The organism is Flavobacterium xizangense (assembly GCF_054075145.1).
Genome location: NZ_JBSIPG010000002.1, coordinates 644,428 through 663,635, shown reverse-complemented (window position 1 = coordinate 663,635; position 19,208 = coordinate 644,428). Strand labels below are relative to the sequence as shown.

General features: G+C 34.7%; 9 protein-coding genes. All 9 read right to left on the bottom strand.

The window, feature by feature from the left end; translation table 11 throughout:
- Nucleotides 1–72: 72 nt before the first annotated feature.
- A complete protein-coding gene (locus tag ACWA1B_RS08480) occupies nt 73–1,452 on the bottom strand; it encodes a Gfo/Idh/MocA family protein (RefSeq protein WP_456905897.1) in 1,380 nt (459 codons plus the stop codon).
- Between the two features lie 26 nt (nt 1,453–1,478).
- Nucleotides 1,479–2,783 (bottom strand): DUF3472 domain-containing protein, encoded by a 1,305-nt coding sequence (locus ACWA1B_RS08475; RefSeq protein WP_456905895.1) that lies wholly within the window; start codon nt 2,781–2,783, stop codon nt 1,479–1,481.
- Between the two features lie 98 nt (nt 2,784–2,881).
- Entirely contained in the window at nt 2,882–5,065 is a 2,184-nt protein-coding gene (locus tag ACWA1B_RS08470; protein ID WP_456905893.1) for a M1 family metallopeptidase, read from the bottom strand.
- Between the two features lie 71 nt (nt 5,066–5,136).
- Nucleotides 5,137–8,232, bottom strand: a complete 3,096-nt coding sequence (locus tag ACWA1B_RS08465; RefSeq protein WP_456905891.1) for a DUF5107 domain-containing protein — start codon at nt 8,230–8,232, stop codon at nt 5,137–5,139.
- Between the two features lie 121 nt (nt 8,233–8,353).
- The gene (locus ACWA1B_RS08460) at nt 8,354–11,350 is read right to left on the bottom strand and encodes a glycoside hydrolase domain-containing protein (protein WP_456905889.1); all 2,997 of its coding nucleotides are present in this window, start codon (nt 11,348–11,350) and stop codon (nt 8,354–8,356) included.
- Between the two features lie 43 nt (nt 11,351–11,393).
- Complete coding sequence (locus ACWA1B_RS08455; RefSeq protein WP_456905887.1) at nt 11,394–12,395, bottom strand: c-type cytochrome; 1,002 nt, start codon at nt 12,393–12,395, stop codon at nt 11,394–11,396.
- 13 nt (nt 12,396–12,408) lie between these two features.
- Entirely contained in the window at nt 12,409–13,821 is a 1,413-nt protein-coding gene (locus ACWA1B_RS08450) for an aryl-sulfate sulfotransferase (protein ID WP_456905885.1), read from the bottom strand.
- Nucleotides 13,822–13,922: 101 nt separating this feature from the next.
- Nucleotides 13,923–15,434, bottom strand: a complete 1,512-nt coding sequence (locus tag ACWA1B_RS08445; RefSeq protein WP_456905883.1) for a RagB/SusD family nutrient uptake outer membrane protein — start codon at nt 15,432–15,434, stop codon at nt 13,923–13,925.
- Between the two features lie 39 nt (nt 15,435–15,473).
- Nucleotides 15,474–18,560 carry a SusC/RagA family TonB-linked outer membrane protein gene (locus ACWA1B_RS08440; protein ID WP_456905881.1) on the bottom strand — a complete coding sequence of 1,029 codons (3,087 nt, stop codon included), beginning with the start codon at nt 18,558–18,560 and terminating at the stop codon, nt 15,474–15,476.
- Nucleotides 18,561–19,208 lie beyond the last annotated feature (648 nt).

The following is a 19,208-nucleotide window of genomic DNA, read 5'->3' as shown; positions in this document are numbered from 1 at the left end:
CTGTAATAAACAAGAGAGCATTTTTTTTAAATAATGCCCTCTTGTCCCTTTTAACTAACCAATAAAAAATATTTACTCAGAAAACTCTAATTTTTTCAATTTATTCCATCCTCCACGAGTAAAATCTGGAATTTCAACCGGAGCCGAATTGTTGTCCAATGAAATCTCAGTCAATGGACCAAGACAAGACCACTCTGCTAAATCGTAAACATCCATATCTAGCGGAAGTCCTTTTTGCAAACAGTGAATTAAACGGTAATCCATGATAAAGTCCATTCCGCCATGACCGCCTACTTTTTTGGCTTGTTCCTCAATTCCTTTTGCAATCGGGTGTTTGTATTTTTCCATCAGCGCTTTTTTAACTTCTTCAGGAACAAAAGAGTGTGCACTTAATTTTTCGTGGTTTGGTTTTACATCATCACTTAATTCTTTTCCATCCAAAGCATAACCTTCTAACGGATATTTATTTGCGAAACCTTTTGTACCGCTTAACTGATACATTCTGCTGTACGGGCGAGGCGAAGTAACATCATGTTGAATTTGGATTGTTTTTCCATTTTCAGTTCGAATCATCGTCATGGTATGATCTCCGTTTCTAAAATCTTTAATTTCTTGTCCCGATTTTTCTTTAATGTAAGCAGGATTTCCAACCGCTTTTGTATCCATTGAAACCAAGAAATTCATTTTGTCACCACGGTGAATATTTAATGCCTGACACGCAGGTCCCATTCCGTGTGTCGCATAAATATCGCCCCTGTGTTTGATGTTGTAATCCATTCTCCAGTTGTTCCAGTATTCCCCCCAAAACGGCTGTAAACCATGAATGTAAGAACCTTCAGCATGAAGAATTTCCCCAAATAAACCTTGCTGTGCCATATTTAAAGTAGTCAATTCGAAGAAATCGTAAACGCAGTTTTCTAATTGCATACAATGTTTTCTAGTTTTTTCTGAAGTGTCAATTAGCTCCCAGATTTCTTTCATAGTCAAAGCTCCCGGAACTTCAATTGCAACGTGTTTTCCGTCTTTCATAGCTTGAACACCAATTATAGCATGATGAAGCCAATCTGTAGCTACATAAACTAAATCTACATTTGGCAATGCTGTAACTTTTCTCCAGGCATTTTCATCACCATAAAATTCCTGTGCTTTTGGAAAACCGGCTTTAGTTAAAATTTCATTCGCTTTTGAAGTATTTTCCTGAGTCATATCGCAAAGTGCAACAATTTCAACACCAGGAATATGTGTCATGCGTTCAACAGCTCCAGGACCGCGCATTCCAAGTCCGATGAAAGCAATACGAACAGTTGGAATTGGCTCTGCCGCCATTCTGAGTACATCTTGTTGACCTTTTGCACGTGCAGGTGCTTTGGTCTTGATCATTTGTGCAGAAACAATTGTACATCCGAACAAAAGAAAAAGAACTATTACCGATTTAAAAAATGTAGTTTTCATGAGTAAATTAATTTGTTTTTTGTTGATCAATACTTCATCATTTGTGGCAAAGTATTGAAATTTATTTCCGGTTTTTTATTTTTTAATGGTCTTGTGAATATTGTTTTTGGTGTTGTAAAATCGTCAAAGAAACCACCATCTTTTAAGTAAAAAGAATCCTTTTCCAGTCCGCCGGCAAAGTCCATTCTATACCCTTTTGCGCCGGTATTGTCTGTTGTAAAACGAACCGAATTAATTTCAACCCAAATTCCTTTCTCATCACAAACCCATTGATTATTGAATAAAACGCTACGGGATAAATCACCTTGTTCAGGAACGAAATTTTCTAAAAAGGAATGAAATCTTTTTAAATAAGTATGTGTTTGAGGACGATTGAAACTCGCAATCAACAGCCATTTTTTTAATTCTGGTGCATAAAAATAAGCGGTATAATTTGTAGAATTGTCGTTTTGAGGATTTCCTTGCAATAAGAATTTATAGGTTGTACCAGCTTTCCACATATATTTCAGATAACTTTGACCACCAGAGCCTTCGCTTCCAAATTCGCCAGTGTGCACATTTTCTCCTTTTTTGAGCATTTTTATTTTCTGATTTTCAGGAATGCTTTTAGGATCATCTGTCGTATAAGGACTCCAAACAGAGAATAAAATTCGTCTTTCTGTTGCCGAATTTACCTGAATTCCGAAATAGCCTTCACCAAAACCATTTGCCATAAAATAAGAGCCAATTTTATCTTCATTTTTAGGAACTGTAATTTCGTTGTAATACCATTCGGCATTTATATTTTCGGGAACTTGATAATTTAAATGAACTGAAGGCCCGCGACGTCCCCAATGATAAAAGTTTCCTTCATTATTTGGCACATAAGAAATTTTTCCATCGTAATTTGAACTTGAAATTGTTAAACGGTCTATGGAAGGAAATTGAGTACCGCTTTTACTGATTCCTTTTATTTTTAGGGCAACATAACCTTCTTTTTTTATGGTCCAGGTTCCAATGGAAACCGCTTTTTTTGAAGTATTGAAAGTTGATTTTTTTACTTCATTATTTATTGAAAATTCAACTTCCGATTTTCCAAAAACTTCTACCGATTCTTCAACAGAAATCTGAAAAGTTCCTGGTTTTGAAATTTTAAAATAAACAGTAAAAAATTCCTTTGTATTTGTCCAGTTTTCAATACCATTGTCCGTAATTGTATTGCTTCCGTCAATATGCTCAGAACTGAATGCATTTCCCGCAAGCGGAATAGAAACCGTTGTTTCGGCCTCTTTTTTTTCATTCGAAAAAGAGACTAAAAGAAAAGCAAAAAACAGGTAAAATAAATTTTTCATTTGCTGTGATTTTGGTTTTTTTATTTAAAAATAACCTCTCTAATGAACCAGATTAGAGAGGTTTTCAAAAACAAAACAATTCAAATGGACCTTGCTAATTATTTTTGACTATTAAATCTTTTGATTAAAGGCGTTACATGTTTTTTAGTATCGTTATCTAATCCTGTTAATGCTTTATCTGCTTCTGTTGGAGAATATTTTGTTAATCCACTAACTCCTGCAGCAATTACGTTATATGATTGTTCTTTAATGCTTTCTTCCATTAAATTTTTATAAGAAGCATCACCTGTAGAAGCTAATTTTACAATAGCATTTGCTCTGGCGATTGTCTTTTTATCATTTTTAGCAATGTCAAGAAGCGTTTTTAAAACCTGATCTTTGGTTTGCTTTTCATTTAAATCAATTGCTTTGATGCTCAATACTCTTAAATCTTCCTGTTGATCCTTTAAACCTTCCAGTAAAATAAGTTGAGATTCCTGACTTCTGTCTTTTGTAGCAAATTTTATAGCTTCAATTCGGTTGTAATATGATGGCGCATTTTTATATTGAAAAAGATAATCAGCAGCAGTTTTTCTATCTACCTTAACTTCGCCCACTAAGATTTTATCTGGATCTAAATCTATAAATTCTGGTTTTGAAGGAAGATCAAAACTGAAGCTTTGTTGTCTTTCATTGATTAAAATATCCTTTCTTATTTTGGTTCCGTTTACGTAAAAATCAACTTTCAGAGGTAACGTAAAGGTTTGCACCGCACTATCCTGAGATTGACTTATTGTAATGATGATTTTTCCGTTAGCATACCTGTAAGTCACATCCAGAATCGGACTTCCAGCATTATAATACCATTGATCAAAATAAGGTAGCCAATCTTTTCCGGTCACTTCTTCCATCGATAAACGCAATTGATGTGGCTCGCCAGATTTATAAGCATTTGTAGTTAAATAATGATTTAATCCTTTAAAAAAGGCTTCGTCACCCATTTGGTTTTTCATAGCATACAAAATAATCGAACCTTTAGAATAGCTGATATTATCAAACATATCTTCTGCATTTTTGTAATGAAAACGTGCTAAAATAGGACTGTCACCATTTTTTTGAGAGCGTAAATAATTCTGCAATTTTTCATAACGTGACCTGTCTTCGGCATCTTGTCCGGCATCGTGTCCGTGCCATAAAACTTCTCCAAAAGTGGCAAACGATTCATTCATGGTTAAGTTTGACCACGACTCAGCCGTTACATAATCGCCAAACCATTGGTGAAAAAGCTCATGAGCTATCGTACTTTCCTGATTGTCATCCAGTAATTCTCTGGGTGTTTTTTGTACATACTCGCCATGCAAAGTGGCAGATGTGTTTTCCATTGCACCAGAAACATAATCTCTGGCAACGATTTGCGCATATTTTGCCCACGGATATTCAACACCTAACATTTTGCTGTAAAAGTTCATCATATCCGGAGTTTTACCAAATATTTGTTTTGCGTATGGGGCATATTTTGGTTCCAGATAATAGCTTACTTCTTTACCATTGTAAGTGTCTTTGGCTATTTTAAAATCACCAACAGCCATCATAAACAAATAAGGAGAATGTGGTAATTCCATTTTCCAGGTATCCGTTCGGGTTCCGTTTGAATTGACTTTTTGTGACGCTAGTTTACCGTTAGATAAGGTTACATATTTTGCGTCAACTGTCATCGCAATTTCAGAAGTTGTTTTCTGATTTGGTTTGTCTATTGTAGGAAACCAGGCCGATGAAGCTTCTGTTTCTCCTTGTGTCCAGATCTGGATTGGTTTATCATCTTTTCCATCAGGATTTATAAAATATAATCCTTTTGCATCTGTAATTGCCGCACTTCCTTTTACCTTTAATTCATCTGGTTTTGCGGTGTAACTAATGTAAATAGTGAACTTTTCAGTGCTTTTGTATTTTCTGTTTAAAGTGATAAAAAGCTGCTCATTGTCATACGTATACTTTAAATGTGTTTTTTTGTTTCCTTCAATAATTGCAATTTCTTTAAAATCCATTCCTTTTGCGTCAAGTGTAAGTGAATCGGTTTCATAGAAATGTGGTTTTAAAGTCAGCCACTCTTTTCCATACAGGTATCTTTTGCCATAATCAAAGGATACGTCAAGTTTAGTGTGAATTACATCATGAACTTTTTGAGGGGTAACTCGGTAAACAGACAATTCATCTTTGCTCTTGTCTGCGTTTTGTGCTTCTGTATTTTGACCCCCAAATAAGGCAAGACCAAAAAGAGTACATTTTAAGAAAAGGTTATTCATTTTTTTGATTTTAAATGATTGTTTTATGATTTAAAAATACAGCTAATTGTATTGTACTTTTAATACATTTTTTAAAGTTTTTCGATAATTCTGACTTCACCGTCTTTTTCATCTTCACTCAAAATATTCGATGGTTTTTTGGTGTAAGCCAATAAACTCCACTGCACTATTTTATTTGTCGGATATAAAGCTGCCTGATTTTTAATCCATTTTTCGGCCTCTTGTGAAGAAGATGTTTTTTCGATAGCCCAAGCCGAAACAAGGTTGTTTGCAGGAAGGAAATTCATAACCGTATTATCCACTACAGGATGGAAAGCGACTATTTTATCTAATGATTTTGAAGCCATTTCTTTGTTTCCAAGACTGCTGTAGCATTGATAATCTAGCCAGTTTTCTAGTCTTTCATCTATGTTTTCGTCATACGGTTTTCCTACGCCTAAATTCTCTGGAAACAGTTTGGCATCGGCAATAAATTGTAACGCTTTTTTGTACTGCTTGTTTTTGATTTCTGCTAAAGCTTGCATCAACTTAGCTTCATGATACAATTGTCTTCCTGCTGTCGCACCTTCAAACGGAAGGATTTGCAATTTGGTCAAGAACGAATCGGCTTCACGGTATTTTTTGTTTAGCAATAAAGTTTTAGCGTAAAGCATTCCAATCAAATAATTGTCTTGATGTTTTTTATAGAAAGATTCAGCCGTTGTAAGCGCTTTATCAAATTGTTTTTGAGCGATATAATATTCTGCCAACATTTTATGGTATCTCCAGCCTTGCGGATCCAATTTTATAGCTTGCTGAAGACTTGTCAACACTATTGAAGCATCATCTTTGAATAAAGAAGCTTTTGCGCCATAAAAAGCAGGATCATTTGGTTTTGAACCGCATTCTGAAAACAATCTTTTAGCTTCTGAGATGCTGTTACGATTCCATTCAATTAAACCTAAATGATATTTTAATTGGTATTGATCATTTGTTTTAATTAATGATTTCAAAATTTCAGCAGTTTCATTTCTAAAAGGGAAACTAGTTCCTGGTTTGATTTTGCTTATATCAGCAGGTTTGTTTTCTAAAAAGGCTTTCCAATAGATAATTTCAGCGCTTGGTTCTGCAATAGAAAACACTTTTAAAGCTTCTTCTTTTCGACTGATATTATTATACCAGATTCCTAATTCAAGAAAAGTCTGTTCTGGCATTTCGTTTTGAATGGCAGCAGTAAAAGCATTTTTTGAATCGTTTGAATTGTTCAAAAGGTATTTTTCAAAATCAGCAAAATGATTCAGCGGATCTAGTTTTGTGATGGTTTTTAAAACCAAATTTGCTTTATCAGAATTATTTTTAAGACGATATAAAACCGCTAAAACCTGTAAGCCTTCTATATTGTATTGATTGAATATCAAGCTTTTTTCAGCATATTCAACCGCTTTTGACAGATCGTTTTCTGCCAAATAAATTTTGCTTAAAGCAGTGTAAGCTGGGCTTCTAAATTCAACACTTGCAGCAGCAATATCAAAACCATCTTTTGCATCGATATTATTTCCTAAATGAAAATTCGCCAAAGCATAAAAATAATTTGCTGCAGGATCATAAGTGTCAATCGATAAAGCTTTACTTGCCGAATTTACAGCTGCTTTGTAATCTAATTTTCTGATTTGTAAAGAAGCCAATGCAGAAAGAGCAGGAGCGTAGTTAGCATCTAATTTTAAACAGGCATTTAATTTTTCTTCGGCAAGTACATAATCTTTAAAACTGATGTAATTTTTCCCCTGCAAATACAATCCGTAAACTGAATTATGATCAAAATCTTTAGGTATTTCTACATGACGATTAATATTTCCATCTTCTGGAGCAGAATTCCAAACCAGTTTATTGCCGCCTAAAACAAATTTTAATTTATTAGAATCAACTTTTACCTGAATAGAATCTTTAAAAGTTTGCATTGTATTCAGAGCAATATCTTTAGAATATACTTTTTTGTCATTTTCAAAAACTTCAATTTTTTCATTTAGTTTTTGAACCGGAGAAAAATAGATTTTCAGCCAGCCGTTTTCGTTTTTGATATTAACTGAACCATAATTGTTGGCTTTTACAAAACCTTTTGTATGTTTTACAGGAAACCAATATTCAGTCCAAGTATCGGTTTGATATGGAGCAAATGAACGTTGTTTGAAAGGTGTAAGATTACTGCCTTCGCTTGCCTGATTAAACAATCTTCCGCTTTGCACTTCTACATATTGTCCGTCGGTATCGGTTAATAATTTTTCCCAAATCATTCCTTGTTGGGACAATCCCCAAATCCATATTTTTTTGCCCGGTTTATCGTCATGATTGCCATATCTTCCCATTCCGAAATCTTCGTCATGATAATATCCTCCAAAGAAATCATCGTATTTTCCGAAGACATGGTAGGATTTGTAACCGCCGAAATTGTTGTTTTTGTAGAATGACAAATCTTTGCCGTTTTCTTTGTCAATCGGCCATGAATTGTATTCCCCGTTATGACCAATATAAGTTTGTCCTGGATAAATAAATTGCAGATTTTCGGCTGCTTTTATACCCGTATTCATCCAAGTATAATAAGGCTGTTCGAATTCGGTTGTGTTAGACCAAAACGAATTTGTCGTAAAATACGCTTTGTCTTTTGGCAGATTGATGTCCAATTTCCAAGAAGTTCTTGTCAGTAAATCTAAAACTCCAATCACGCAGCTAATACTTCCGTCTTCTCGGTTTATGATTTTATAATCGACAGGAGTTGCGCAGTTTGGCGTATGGCCGATAATTCCGTAATTGCCTTCAACACCTCCACTTGTCCAAGGTCCGCGCATGGCAATGTCTCTGAATTTCACAACATGATTATTGTAAACAATATCTTTTCCTGTAGATTTTTCTATAGCCGACCAAACTTTTCCGCCAATTTCTGGCAAGATCATCAATTTGATATAATCGTTTTCAATTTCGATTACTTTCCATTCTTTCTGAACAGATTTATCGGTAAAACCGTCAAAACGGAAATACGGATAAAACTTGGTATCCGGTTTCGGAATCGGATCAGGATCTGAGAATGGGTATGTGGTAAATACTTTTTTGTATTCTTTTACGGTCGGTTTGTTTTGTGCTGTGACACAGAGGCTTCCAAAAAGTATAATTGATAATAGTGGTTTAAATTTCATGATGGAGAGCTTGGTTTTTTGTGGTTATTTTGTAGAATAGTTAGGTTGTTTTTCCCTCATTTTTGTCATTCCTCGTTCCTCGGAATGACAAACTGAAAGGGATATTGTTTGTTATTGTTAATTACTTCACAATCAACAACCAACCTTTTCCTTTAGAAACTGGTATTTCGTCTTTTGCTGTGAACGTTTTTGCAGATTGGAAATTTGTAACTTCCGGAGCTGTAATTGTTGCTTTTGCAGAATTGATTCCTAGTTTTTTCCAGTCGATATTTAGTTTCACATTTACATCGGCATCTGCCCAGCTTGCAATTGAAATTAAAGCTGTTCCGTTCTTTTTGTAAACTGTTGCCATAACTTTGTCGTTGTTTGTTTTTACAGGACAATTTTCGCTCCAATATCCTATCATTTCAGAACCTTTAATTTCGAAAGAATCCCATAATTTCCAAATGTTTCTTGGGTCGGCACCATCGCTCCAAGGTAATCTGTTTGTCATTCCGTAAACCATTCCTCTCCACGGATTTCCACCATCTTGAAGCATTTCGCCCATTAATCCGAAAGGAATTCCACTTACTTCTGTCAAGAAAAAGTCAGGCTGATTTTTTTCGTAATCAAAATATTCTCCAAACCATAATTTATTGATGTAAGGGAAGTGCTCCATGTATAAGTTGGCACTGTTATTAAATCCGTCACTTTTGTTGTATTGGTTCGCACTGTGTAAATCAATAATTCCAGGATGACCATCTTTAGTCAAAACTCTTTTGATACGTTTCATTGTGATTCTGTCAAAAGCAACGTCATCTAAATAAATTCCGTCAATACCAACATTTTGAGTTAACCAATTCATTCCTTCCACATAATAATTGTGCCAACGGTTCATACCACTATTTACGATTGCTGCATCTTTAATTTCAGGTACAAACCAAGCTGCGATATAATCGTCGCCAACGTGTTCTTGCAACCAAGAGAATCCGCCTCCTTTTCCTGGAGAGTAGATTTCATGACCTAAACTTCTTAATGCAAAAGTTTCATAAGCTTTGTTTGAAACTTCTCTAACCGTATTATAGATTTTTACTTTTAATCCTTTTTCATGAGCTTCATCGATATATGTTTTCATCTTTTTAAATTCGATAAAAGGATAATTGATATACGGATTGATTGCATTTGCGTGGTGAATATTGATTACTGTTGCGCCAGTTTTAGCAATAGAATCGATCGGACTGTATTTGTGATAAAACTTTGTATCCCATTGAAAATCGGTATTGATTGTATGGAAAGGTGTAATCAATAAGTTGAAATTGTAATACAAAACATCGCCTTTTTTCATTGTTCTTGCGCCGCTGTACGCATTTACTAAAACTGATTTTTGATTAGGCGTAATTGTAATGCCGCCCTTATTTTCGTTACCCCAAGAAGTTGGAAGCAATAAAGGTTTTTGCAAATAGAAATTAGTATTTAAAGGGCGGCTATATTTTTCATCTCTAAGAGAAAACTGCAATCCAGAATTCACAGCACCTATCCAAGCGCCGTCTTGATTTTTATGAGCAACATCCCATTTCCACTCGAAAATTGCAGGACGATCACCACCTTTTTGACCTAATCCCATCATGTATTTTGCAGATGTTGGCTGTATCGGCATTTGGAAATTAATATCATTGAAAGAAACATCTTCAAGCGCTGTAACTTTAACTGTATAATGTACGAAACCATCAAATTCAACAGAAGCGTTTACATCCATTTGAACTGATTTTGAAGTAGAAGTGCTTTCCCAAGAAACTGTTCCAGCTTCTTTTTTAGTGAATTTCAAACCGTTATTTTTCCATTGCGCCTCTTTTCCAGAAGCATCAACAAAATGAAAATCGATTGGTGAACTTAAAATGTCATTTGCTTTTGCTGTTACAGAAGTCATTTCTGGAGTAAAGAAAGTTTGAATTTGCGCTGGAAATCCGTTTGGCGCTACAATTAGTTTTCTTCCTAATAAAGAAATTTCAGCATTTTTTACTTCTAAAGGAGTATAAGGAGCAATAACCGTATTTTCCTGAGCTAACGTTGAATTTAACCATTTTAAACGCGTCATTTTTTCTGGACTGTCTATTCCTCCGTTTTTTGTTACTTCGTTAGAAACCGTTATTTGAAGGCTAATTTCTTTTGATTTTCCGTCAGCTATTACAGTTGCTTTTCCGTTGTAAGTTCCAGCTGCTGTTGTTTGAGGAACATCAACACCACACCACATTGCTTGAATTTTTCCTTTTGAAACTGAAACAGTGTTGGTAAAAGGATTACCATCATATTTAGTTCCGTCAGTGTTGATACAACTAATATTTTTTGCATCAATTGTTCCTGTTGGACTAACTAAATTCGAAAAAGTAACTTTTACATTTTTCAAATCTTCGAGTGCATAAACACCTAATTGAAAAGCTAAATATTCGCCTTTCATTGCTGTATCAGAAAAACTGTTTTGAACGCCTTTCTGAATCCATCTTTGTGGCAAATCCGATTTTAATTTGATAGAATGTTCTCTATCTTCTGGAAAAACCAAAAAAGAATTTTCGTTGTTTTTAGCCACAAGAGCTGAAGTCTCAGATGCTGTGGCAATTACTTCCATCGGATAAAAACTATTGAAAGCATTTACACTCTGAATTTCAGTTACTGACGTATTGTCTTTTAAGTTTGCTTTTATATTAGAAAGCCATTGCGCATCAGCTTTGTTTTCAGGTTTCTGATAAATTCCTTTCGGATAATTTGCAGTTCCTTCATCAACATAAGGCATGTAATAAACGTAATATGTTCCTTTTCCGGAAATTGGTTCAAAGAAAATAGTTCCGTTTTCTCTATTGATATTTTCTGTTTTTATGTTCTGAATTTCTTTTCCGGATGCATCCTGAACGATGATCTTTTTAAGTTCGGGATTTGTGTCTCTTCTTCGCCATTCGATAGTTGTTTTAGCAACATTTCCGGAACCTGAAAAGGCAACTACAGCGCGGTGATTTCCTAATTGATTAGGATCCCAGCTGTCATTTCCATCTGAATATTTTATTTGTGCAGTCAATGAAATACTGAATACGAAAAAGCACGCAATCAATATTTTATTTATGAGTTGTTTGTTTAGGTTTAGTTTCATTTTGTTTTTGTTCAGATTATAATAGTGTAGTAAGATTTTGATATTAATAAACGGCTTTCCAACCATTTTTTTTCCAATACGCAATTATTGGTTTGTAAGGCCCGTATTTGTGTTGTTCTTCAGTAAAATTATCTTGAAAAGGACTGTGTGAATAATCAATTGGTTTGCCCATTTTATTTGGATAATCAAATGTTTTTGGGTTTGGTCTTGTATGTTGAGAATCGTCATTTACATAAGCTGCAATGTCTAGTGCTTCTTTATCAGTTAAATATGGTTTTCCAAGTTGTACTTTATCATAAGGCATATTGCTTTTCAGCCACTGTGCTTGTTTGATTACACGGTGCATGCTTGAACCTGGCTGATAACCGTATTCGCCCCAAAGTGGAGGATAAGTGTAACCCGATTTATCTGCATTGTAAACTCCTTCACCGTTATTTCCATGGCAACGTGCACAATTCTCTACAAATAATGCTTTTCCTCTTTCTGGACTCGCCGCAACATCTGGAAATTCGATTTCTAAATTTTTAGCTCCTTTAAAATTACCATCTTTTGGAACAAATTTGCTGATCCATTTAAAATAAGATAAAAATGCCACCATTTCTTTACTATCCAACGGAAGCGGTTTTCCAGAATGAGGACGCATGATACAGTTATTTACACGTTCAGCAAGTGTAAGTACTTTATTTTCACGCCCGCGATATTGCGGATAATTATCATGCGAAGACATTAAATTGAACGCATGAGGTTTTGTTCCTGCATCCTGATGGCAGTTTGTGCAGTTCATTTTATTGCCTAAATATTTTCCGTTTTTTCCATTTGGACCAATATAATAAGCAGTTTTCATCATCAATTCTCTTCCGTAACGAACTGACTCTCCAAATTGATCATCTGGAATTTTCGATGTATCAATTGTGATATAACCTTCATCTTCTTGACCTTCTTCAGTTGTTTGTGAAGCTAAAGTTTGAGAATTTGATTTGTTACAGGAATTGAAAACAGTCATTGATAATGCTGAAAAAAGTCCGATAAGAATTGTTTTTTTCATGTTCGCTATTTTTTTAATTTTGAAGAAAAGGTGTCATCTTTTCTTCTTCGATAAATTGTGTACGATAAGGCGGAATTTCAGATTCTAAAGCCCAAAGCAAAACACCTTTTTTATTGGTTAAAACCGTAATATGTCTTTTTGAACAACAAACTAAAAAGAGATCTTTATTGATCATATAAGCGCTCCCCATTCTGTCGTTATAAATATCTTTTGGTAGTTTTATTTGGAAATCCAGATTTACTGAATTGTCTTTTTCATTTACTTTTAAAGCAAAAACCGAAGATTGTTTTTTGTCAACTCCATTATCAAAAAACAATAAACTTCCTTCCTGATCAATATGCGCGGCATGCGCCTGAGAGAAATTAGTATCTGGAGCCATTTTCATTGTGCCATCTTTTCCTAATTTCCAGATGACTTTTCCGGTTTTAGAATCTACTTTCCAGATTTGACCGTTATTGTAGAAAGAAATCAGAAAATTTCCATCTGTATCATAATTAAGACTGTTGGCGTGTGTCCAGTCTTTTTTGTTTTTCAGTAAATCATTATCTTTAAAAGGATCTAAATCATCGAAAACACTCCATTTCCAAAGTTGTTTTCCTTTTTTATCCATAATCAAGATTCCGTCACTGTTAATAGTATCTTGTTTTTTGCCTCCAATAGAAGTCAAATCGATTATTTTTTGGTCAACGGTTATCGTCACAAGTTCGTTAGCCGATTTTTTTAAAATTTCATGATGAATAGTTTGTTTAAAATCGCCCTGACCTTTTTTGATATGGGTTAAGGTATCGCCTTGAAGATTAATTTCCAAGATCTCACTTCCGTAACTTGTTGGTTCGTCATTTGTTCCTAAAATAGAAAGAATGGTTTGGTCTTTTGTAAAATGTGCTACTTTAAATCCGGTTCCTTCGACTGTATGGTACCATCTTAGGTTTCCTTTATAATCAACAATATAAGCAGTTCCTGGTGTTTCTCTTTTTGCCAAAAGCATAAAACCTTTTTTGAAATTTTGAGGTAATAATTCTGGTTTTGGACAATTGGCTTTGAATTGTTTTTGAAGCCATTCTGGAAGTTTTCTTGATTTGAAAGTGTAAATTTTACTTGGTTTTTTTTCACCATTCTGAATCGTAACCAATTGATAATTATAATTCGTTTCCGGACTGATATTGCAAAGAACCAAAGAATGCTCGAGACCAGCTTTTGAAATAGGAGAAGTTGTTTTATTCTTGATTCCGTCTTTATCCGACCAATATTCTGCATATACCTGAACATTGTCCTTCGTAGTAACATCGATCTGAATTTTCAGTTCGTTGTTGCTATGAGTCCCAATATTGATATTTGTAATACCATTGCCCTGATTTTTGGAACAGCCTGCAAAAACAAGCAAAACCAAAATAAAACTCCATTTTAATACTATTTTTTTGATCATCTTAAAGGTTTTCTTTGTGAAACAGAAAAGTACTTTTTTTGTTTAAAAAATCAAGAATAGACAGACAATTTTAACTGTCTATTCTTGATTTAGATTTTTATTTATTGTCTGTCAGCGTTGCTTAATTTAGGGTTAAGATTCACCTGACTTTGCGGATAAGTGTAATACTTATTCTGAGGCATTTTGATCTGTGCAGCTTCTCCAACTCTAAGGTGATACGCATTTACAAGAACATCATATTTGTTCATTCTGATCAAATCGGCGCGACGTTTTCCTTCATAGAAAAGTTCCCAACCTCTTTCTTGTAATATTGCATCTCTCAACGTTTCTTTCGTCAAACCTGCTAAAACCAATAATTTAGCGTGTGATCTTCCTTTTACTTGGTTAATCAGGTTAATAGCTTCAGCGGTCGGGCCGTTAATTTCATTTAAAGCCTCAGCTCTGCTCAATAAAACATCAGCATAACGTAAAATATTTACACTATGTCCATCATAATAGGTTGTTGTTTCATCATCAGCATATTTTCTTGTTGATACGTCTGGCATGTAAAATTCACCAGCTGGTGGCTGAGCTCCCAATGATGGCGCTTGTTTGTGAAGAAGACCGTCAGTTCCCATAAATTCCGGGAAGAAACATTTTTTTCTATCATCTTCGTCGCCAAAAGTGTTGTAGAAATCCCAGTTTACAGTATAATACTGCCATCTGTTTTCAACTACTGGGTGATCAATTGGTCCAAAATGATTTAACAATTCTGTTCCGTTTGTGTTAGCATCACTTAAAGAAGAAAAGATGTTTTCACTGCACCATTTATTACTTTCTTTGAATAAACCTAAGTAAGAAGGATATAAACTATATTCGTTTAAAGCCATTACTTGTTGTGTCAATGTAACGACTTTTTGCCAGTCGTGACTGCGCATGTAAAGTTTTGCTAGTAAAGTAAGTGCGGCTCCTTTTGTTGCACGACCAACGTCGTTTGTGCCGTAAATGTCATTATTTTTGTAGTTTACAGGCAATACATTAGCTGCTTCTGTTAATTCTTTAACAAGGAAAGCATCAATTTCTTCGACAGATGATGGAGGTGTCTGATCCAGATAACCTGGACTTCCTAAGTTGGCCTCAGTGATTAAAATTACCGGTCCCCAAGAATCAGTTAAATCCATATAGGCAGAAGCTCTCAAAAATTTAGCTTCAGCTATAAACTGTGCTTTTTCTGCAGCTGTAATTCCAGACATTGGTGTAATGTTGAAAATTGCATTGTTTGCATTGGCAATCAATTTGTACATGGCGTTCCAGTCTTCAGCCAGTAATCCGTTTGTTGAACTCCAGGTTCCTAATGATAATTGTCCTGGATCGCCTCCATATTGACAATGTCCTAAATCTGTAGCAATATCAGTCAAGGCGAAGTGTCTTGTTGCCCAGTATGAAAAGTTGTCGCCTACAGCAGGACCTTTCAGTCTTCCGTAAATGGAATTGATTGACGCAATAGCATCTGACTTGGTTTGATACCCATTCGTATTAGTCAAATTGCTATATACTGTTGGATCCAAATCTTCGTTGCATGAAAATTGCACTCCTGCAGCGAGTAAAAGGAATAATATTGTATATTTTTTCATTTTCATAAATTTAATGTTACTTAAAAAAAGCTTTTTAGACTAGTGAATTGCTACTTTAATACCAAGTATAAAAGTTCTTGAAGCTGGGAACGAGTTAAAATCGATTCCACCGCCTAAATTGTTTCCTGAGTGCCCATTAACCTCTGGGTCATTTCCAGAATAATTTGTGATTGTCAATAAATTTTGTCCGATAGCATATAATCTGATGCTGTCAATAAATTTTACTGTTTTTAATGCGCTTTCAGGAATCGAATAGCCAATAGAAACATTTTTTAGACGCAGGTAAGACGCTTCTTCAACAAATTTAGAATTCACATAACTTCCATATTTGCTTTTATAGTAACCATCTCTCGGAATATCAGTGTTTTCATTTGTTCCGGCAACCCAACGGTTCAATGCATCTGTGCTTGTAGATGATTCGCCTACCATTGCAGTCATATTATATACTGAATAATCAAAAGCTCCTTGGAAAAAGATATTCATATCAAAATTTCCATATCTGAAATCATTATTGAAACCAGCAATATAATGCGGAATAGAATTTCCTAAATAAGTTCTGTCTGCAGCCGTAATGGTACCGTCTCCGTCAACATCTACATACTTTGGATCTCCTGGTTTAGAAAGCGGTTGTGGCGCATAAGTTTCTCCGGTTTTAATAACTCCGGCATATTTATATCCGTATAAAACACCCATTTCTTTTCCTGGTTCTAATCTTGTAAATTCTTGTCCAGAAACAGTTCCACTTGGATTTGAAGTATTTGTACTGATGATTTTTACGTTATCAGCAAGAGATACAATTTCTTGTTTGTTGTAAGCTAAGTTTAAAGATGAACTCCAAGTGAATTTATCTGTTTTAAAATTTACTGTGCTGATTCCTAACTCAATTCCGCTGTTATCAATAACTCCAGAGTTAACTCTTTGAGTACCGAATCCCCACCATCCTCCAACAGGAACATTCAAAAGAGCATCAGAAGTTCTTTTTTTGTAGGCATCAATTGTAACTGTAACATTGTCATTAAAGAATCCCATATCCAAACCTAAGTTCGTTTGAGCTGTTTGTTCCCATTTTAAATTCGGGTTTGCTAAGTTGGCTGGTTCAGTACCCGCAACAAATTGATCAGGTGCGATTGTTACGCCCCATGATTGCAGTCTGCTCATGTATGAGTAGTCACCAATCCCGTCACTTCCTGTAATACCGTAACTTGCTCTTAATTTAAGATCAGAAAAAGTGTTCAGATTTTGAATGAATGATTCATTAGACAATTTCCAAGCGACAGCTCCAGATGGGAAAATACCAAATTTATTGTTTGGACCAAAACGAGAAGAACCATCTTTTCTTATTGTAAAAGTGAAAAGATATTTGTCATTGAATGCATAATTTAACCTTCCAAAATAAGAAGTAAGTTTTGTTTCTGTTTTTTCAGTTTCTGGTTTTAAATAAACTGCAGCTCCCTGAAGATTGTAATAAGTAAGCAAGTCACTTGAGAAACCAGTTCCAGATGCTTTTACTCTTTCGTAAGTATCTTTTTGGTTTGAAGTTCCAATCATTGCAGTAAATGCATGTTGCTCTGCAATATTAAACTTGTAAGTCAAATATTGTTCCGTACTCCATCTGAAATACGTTCTGTTTTCCTCGGATCCAGATCCTTTTAATGCAGCTCCTGCCACTAAAGTACTTGGTGTATATTTTCCCTGAATAACTTCTTGCCATTCAGCACCAGCGCCAAAATGATATGTTAAACCTTTAATGATTTCATAATCTAAAAACATATTTCCGTTCACCATTCTGTTGATGGTATGGTCAGTAGGTTCTAGTAAAAGCGCTAAAGCATTATCTTTTCCTTGGTATTTGTAGTAAGAACCATCAGCATTGTAAATAGGAATTGTTGGAGGTGCAGTCTGGATAGAGAACATCGGAGATAAGATATTGTCTCCAAAATCACTGTTATTTCCTTCACTCACAGCGCCATAAACATTTGTTCCCATGTTTAATTTGTCATTAAATCTTTTTTCGCCGCCCATTCTTACAGTATATCTTTCAAAATCTGTATTTTCAATAGCTCCGGTTTGTTTTAAATAGTTTCCAGAAAGGAAAAATTTAGACGTTTTATCGCTTCCGCTAAAAGTAAGTGTTCTGTTTAATACCTCACCCGGACGCGTTGCAGCTTCAAACCAGTTTGTGTTTGCAATAGGAAAACTTGCAGGAAAAACCGGCGGTCTTCCATTTTCTAATGCAATTGCATTTTGAATATCAGCATATTGTTGTCCCGTAATTAAAGATGGTTCTTTGATGATATTTTGAAAACCATCAGAAATTTCAGCCTCAACCTGCATTTTTCCTGATTTTCCTTTTTTGGTAGTAATCAAAATAACCCCATTTCCACCTCGTGCACCATAAATTGCTGTAGAAGCGGCGTCTTTTAGAATCTGAATATTTTCGATATCATTTGGGCTGATAGATGCACCAGTACTTGTAATAAACCCGTCAACTACATACAAAGGCGCATTCGAAGTATTAATAGAATTTCCTCCTCTAATTACAACAGAAGGATTAGTTCCAGGCGCGTAGCTGTTTTGCTGTACCTGAACTCCAGAAGCACGACCTTGTAGAGCCTGCCCAACATTTGAAACGGTTCCGCCTAAGTTTAAGTTATCTTTGCTTATTGACGCAACAGAACCTGTAAGATCTTTTTTCTTTGATTTTCCGTATCCAATAACAACCTCGTCTAATTTTTGTCCTGCTTCTTTCATGACAATTTTTAGAGGAGAAGTTCCAACTGATACTTCCTGATCTTCCATACCAATGTAAGTTACAACAAGTTTAGTAACGTTGTCTGCTACAGTAATCGAGAAACTTCCGTCAACATCTGTCTGAACTCCTTTTGTGGAACCTTTTACGACAACATTTGCACCAGGAAGAGGCAGCCCGTTTTGATCTGTTACTGTACCTTTTACCGTTTTTTCAAAAAATAATGAAGTATAATTTTTGTTTGAAGTGCTTATTGATGTAGCTGCCGAAGCTTGAAATGTCAAAGCTAATAGTGAAAGAACTGTTAGTTTAATTTCTTTACGGGATAAATTGTTAATCCGAAAATCTCTTGGCTTTTTTTGGGTTAATAATTTCATACGAAAATTGGTTTTGGTTAATGATTAATTTGTTTTTTGTTGTTTGTAGGTTTTAGACTTCTTTTTTGATTCTCAAATTCATTTTTGTTTTTTTATGTGACTTCTGCTGTATTGTTTTCTTCTAAAAAAAATCAGTTTAATTTTTCAGTCGAAATACAGCTAATTCACTTCATTTTTGATCATTTTTTAGGCTTCAAAATCACCAAAAATTTTACTGATTTAACTCAGTTTTAAGATTAATCTCTGACGAAACTATAGATTATATTTTTATAAAACAAGAAAAAACACAAAAAATGTGCTCGAACACACAAAATTTATGTTCTCGAGCACATAAAATTGTGCGATACATTTTTTTTACGCTAAAATGATGTGATATTTTTAAAAAAAATTAGAAATTAGCGGACATTTAAAAAGCGTGCTTTTTTAAATAATAAATGGTGTTTTCAAAAATAGTTGTGAATTTCGCAACGGCTAATCCAAAAACATATAAATTAAGCAGGGTTTTCTGATGTATTTTTAAAGGGGATTTTTCAGTTTATTTTAGAAAAGCAAAGGTTTTTATTCATCTTTAAAGCAGATTTAGTTTCTTTAAAAATGAATGACTGTAAAAACGGAGTTTAAGGATGTTTTCGGGTTTTTTAAAAAATC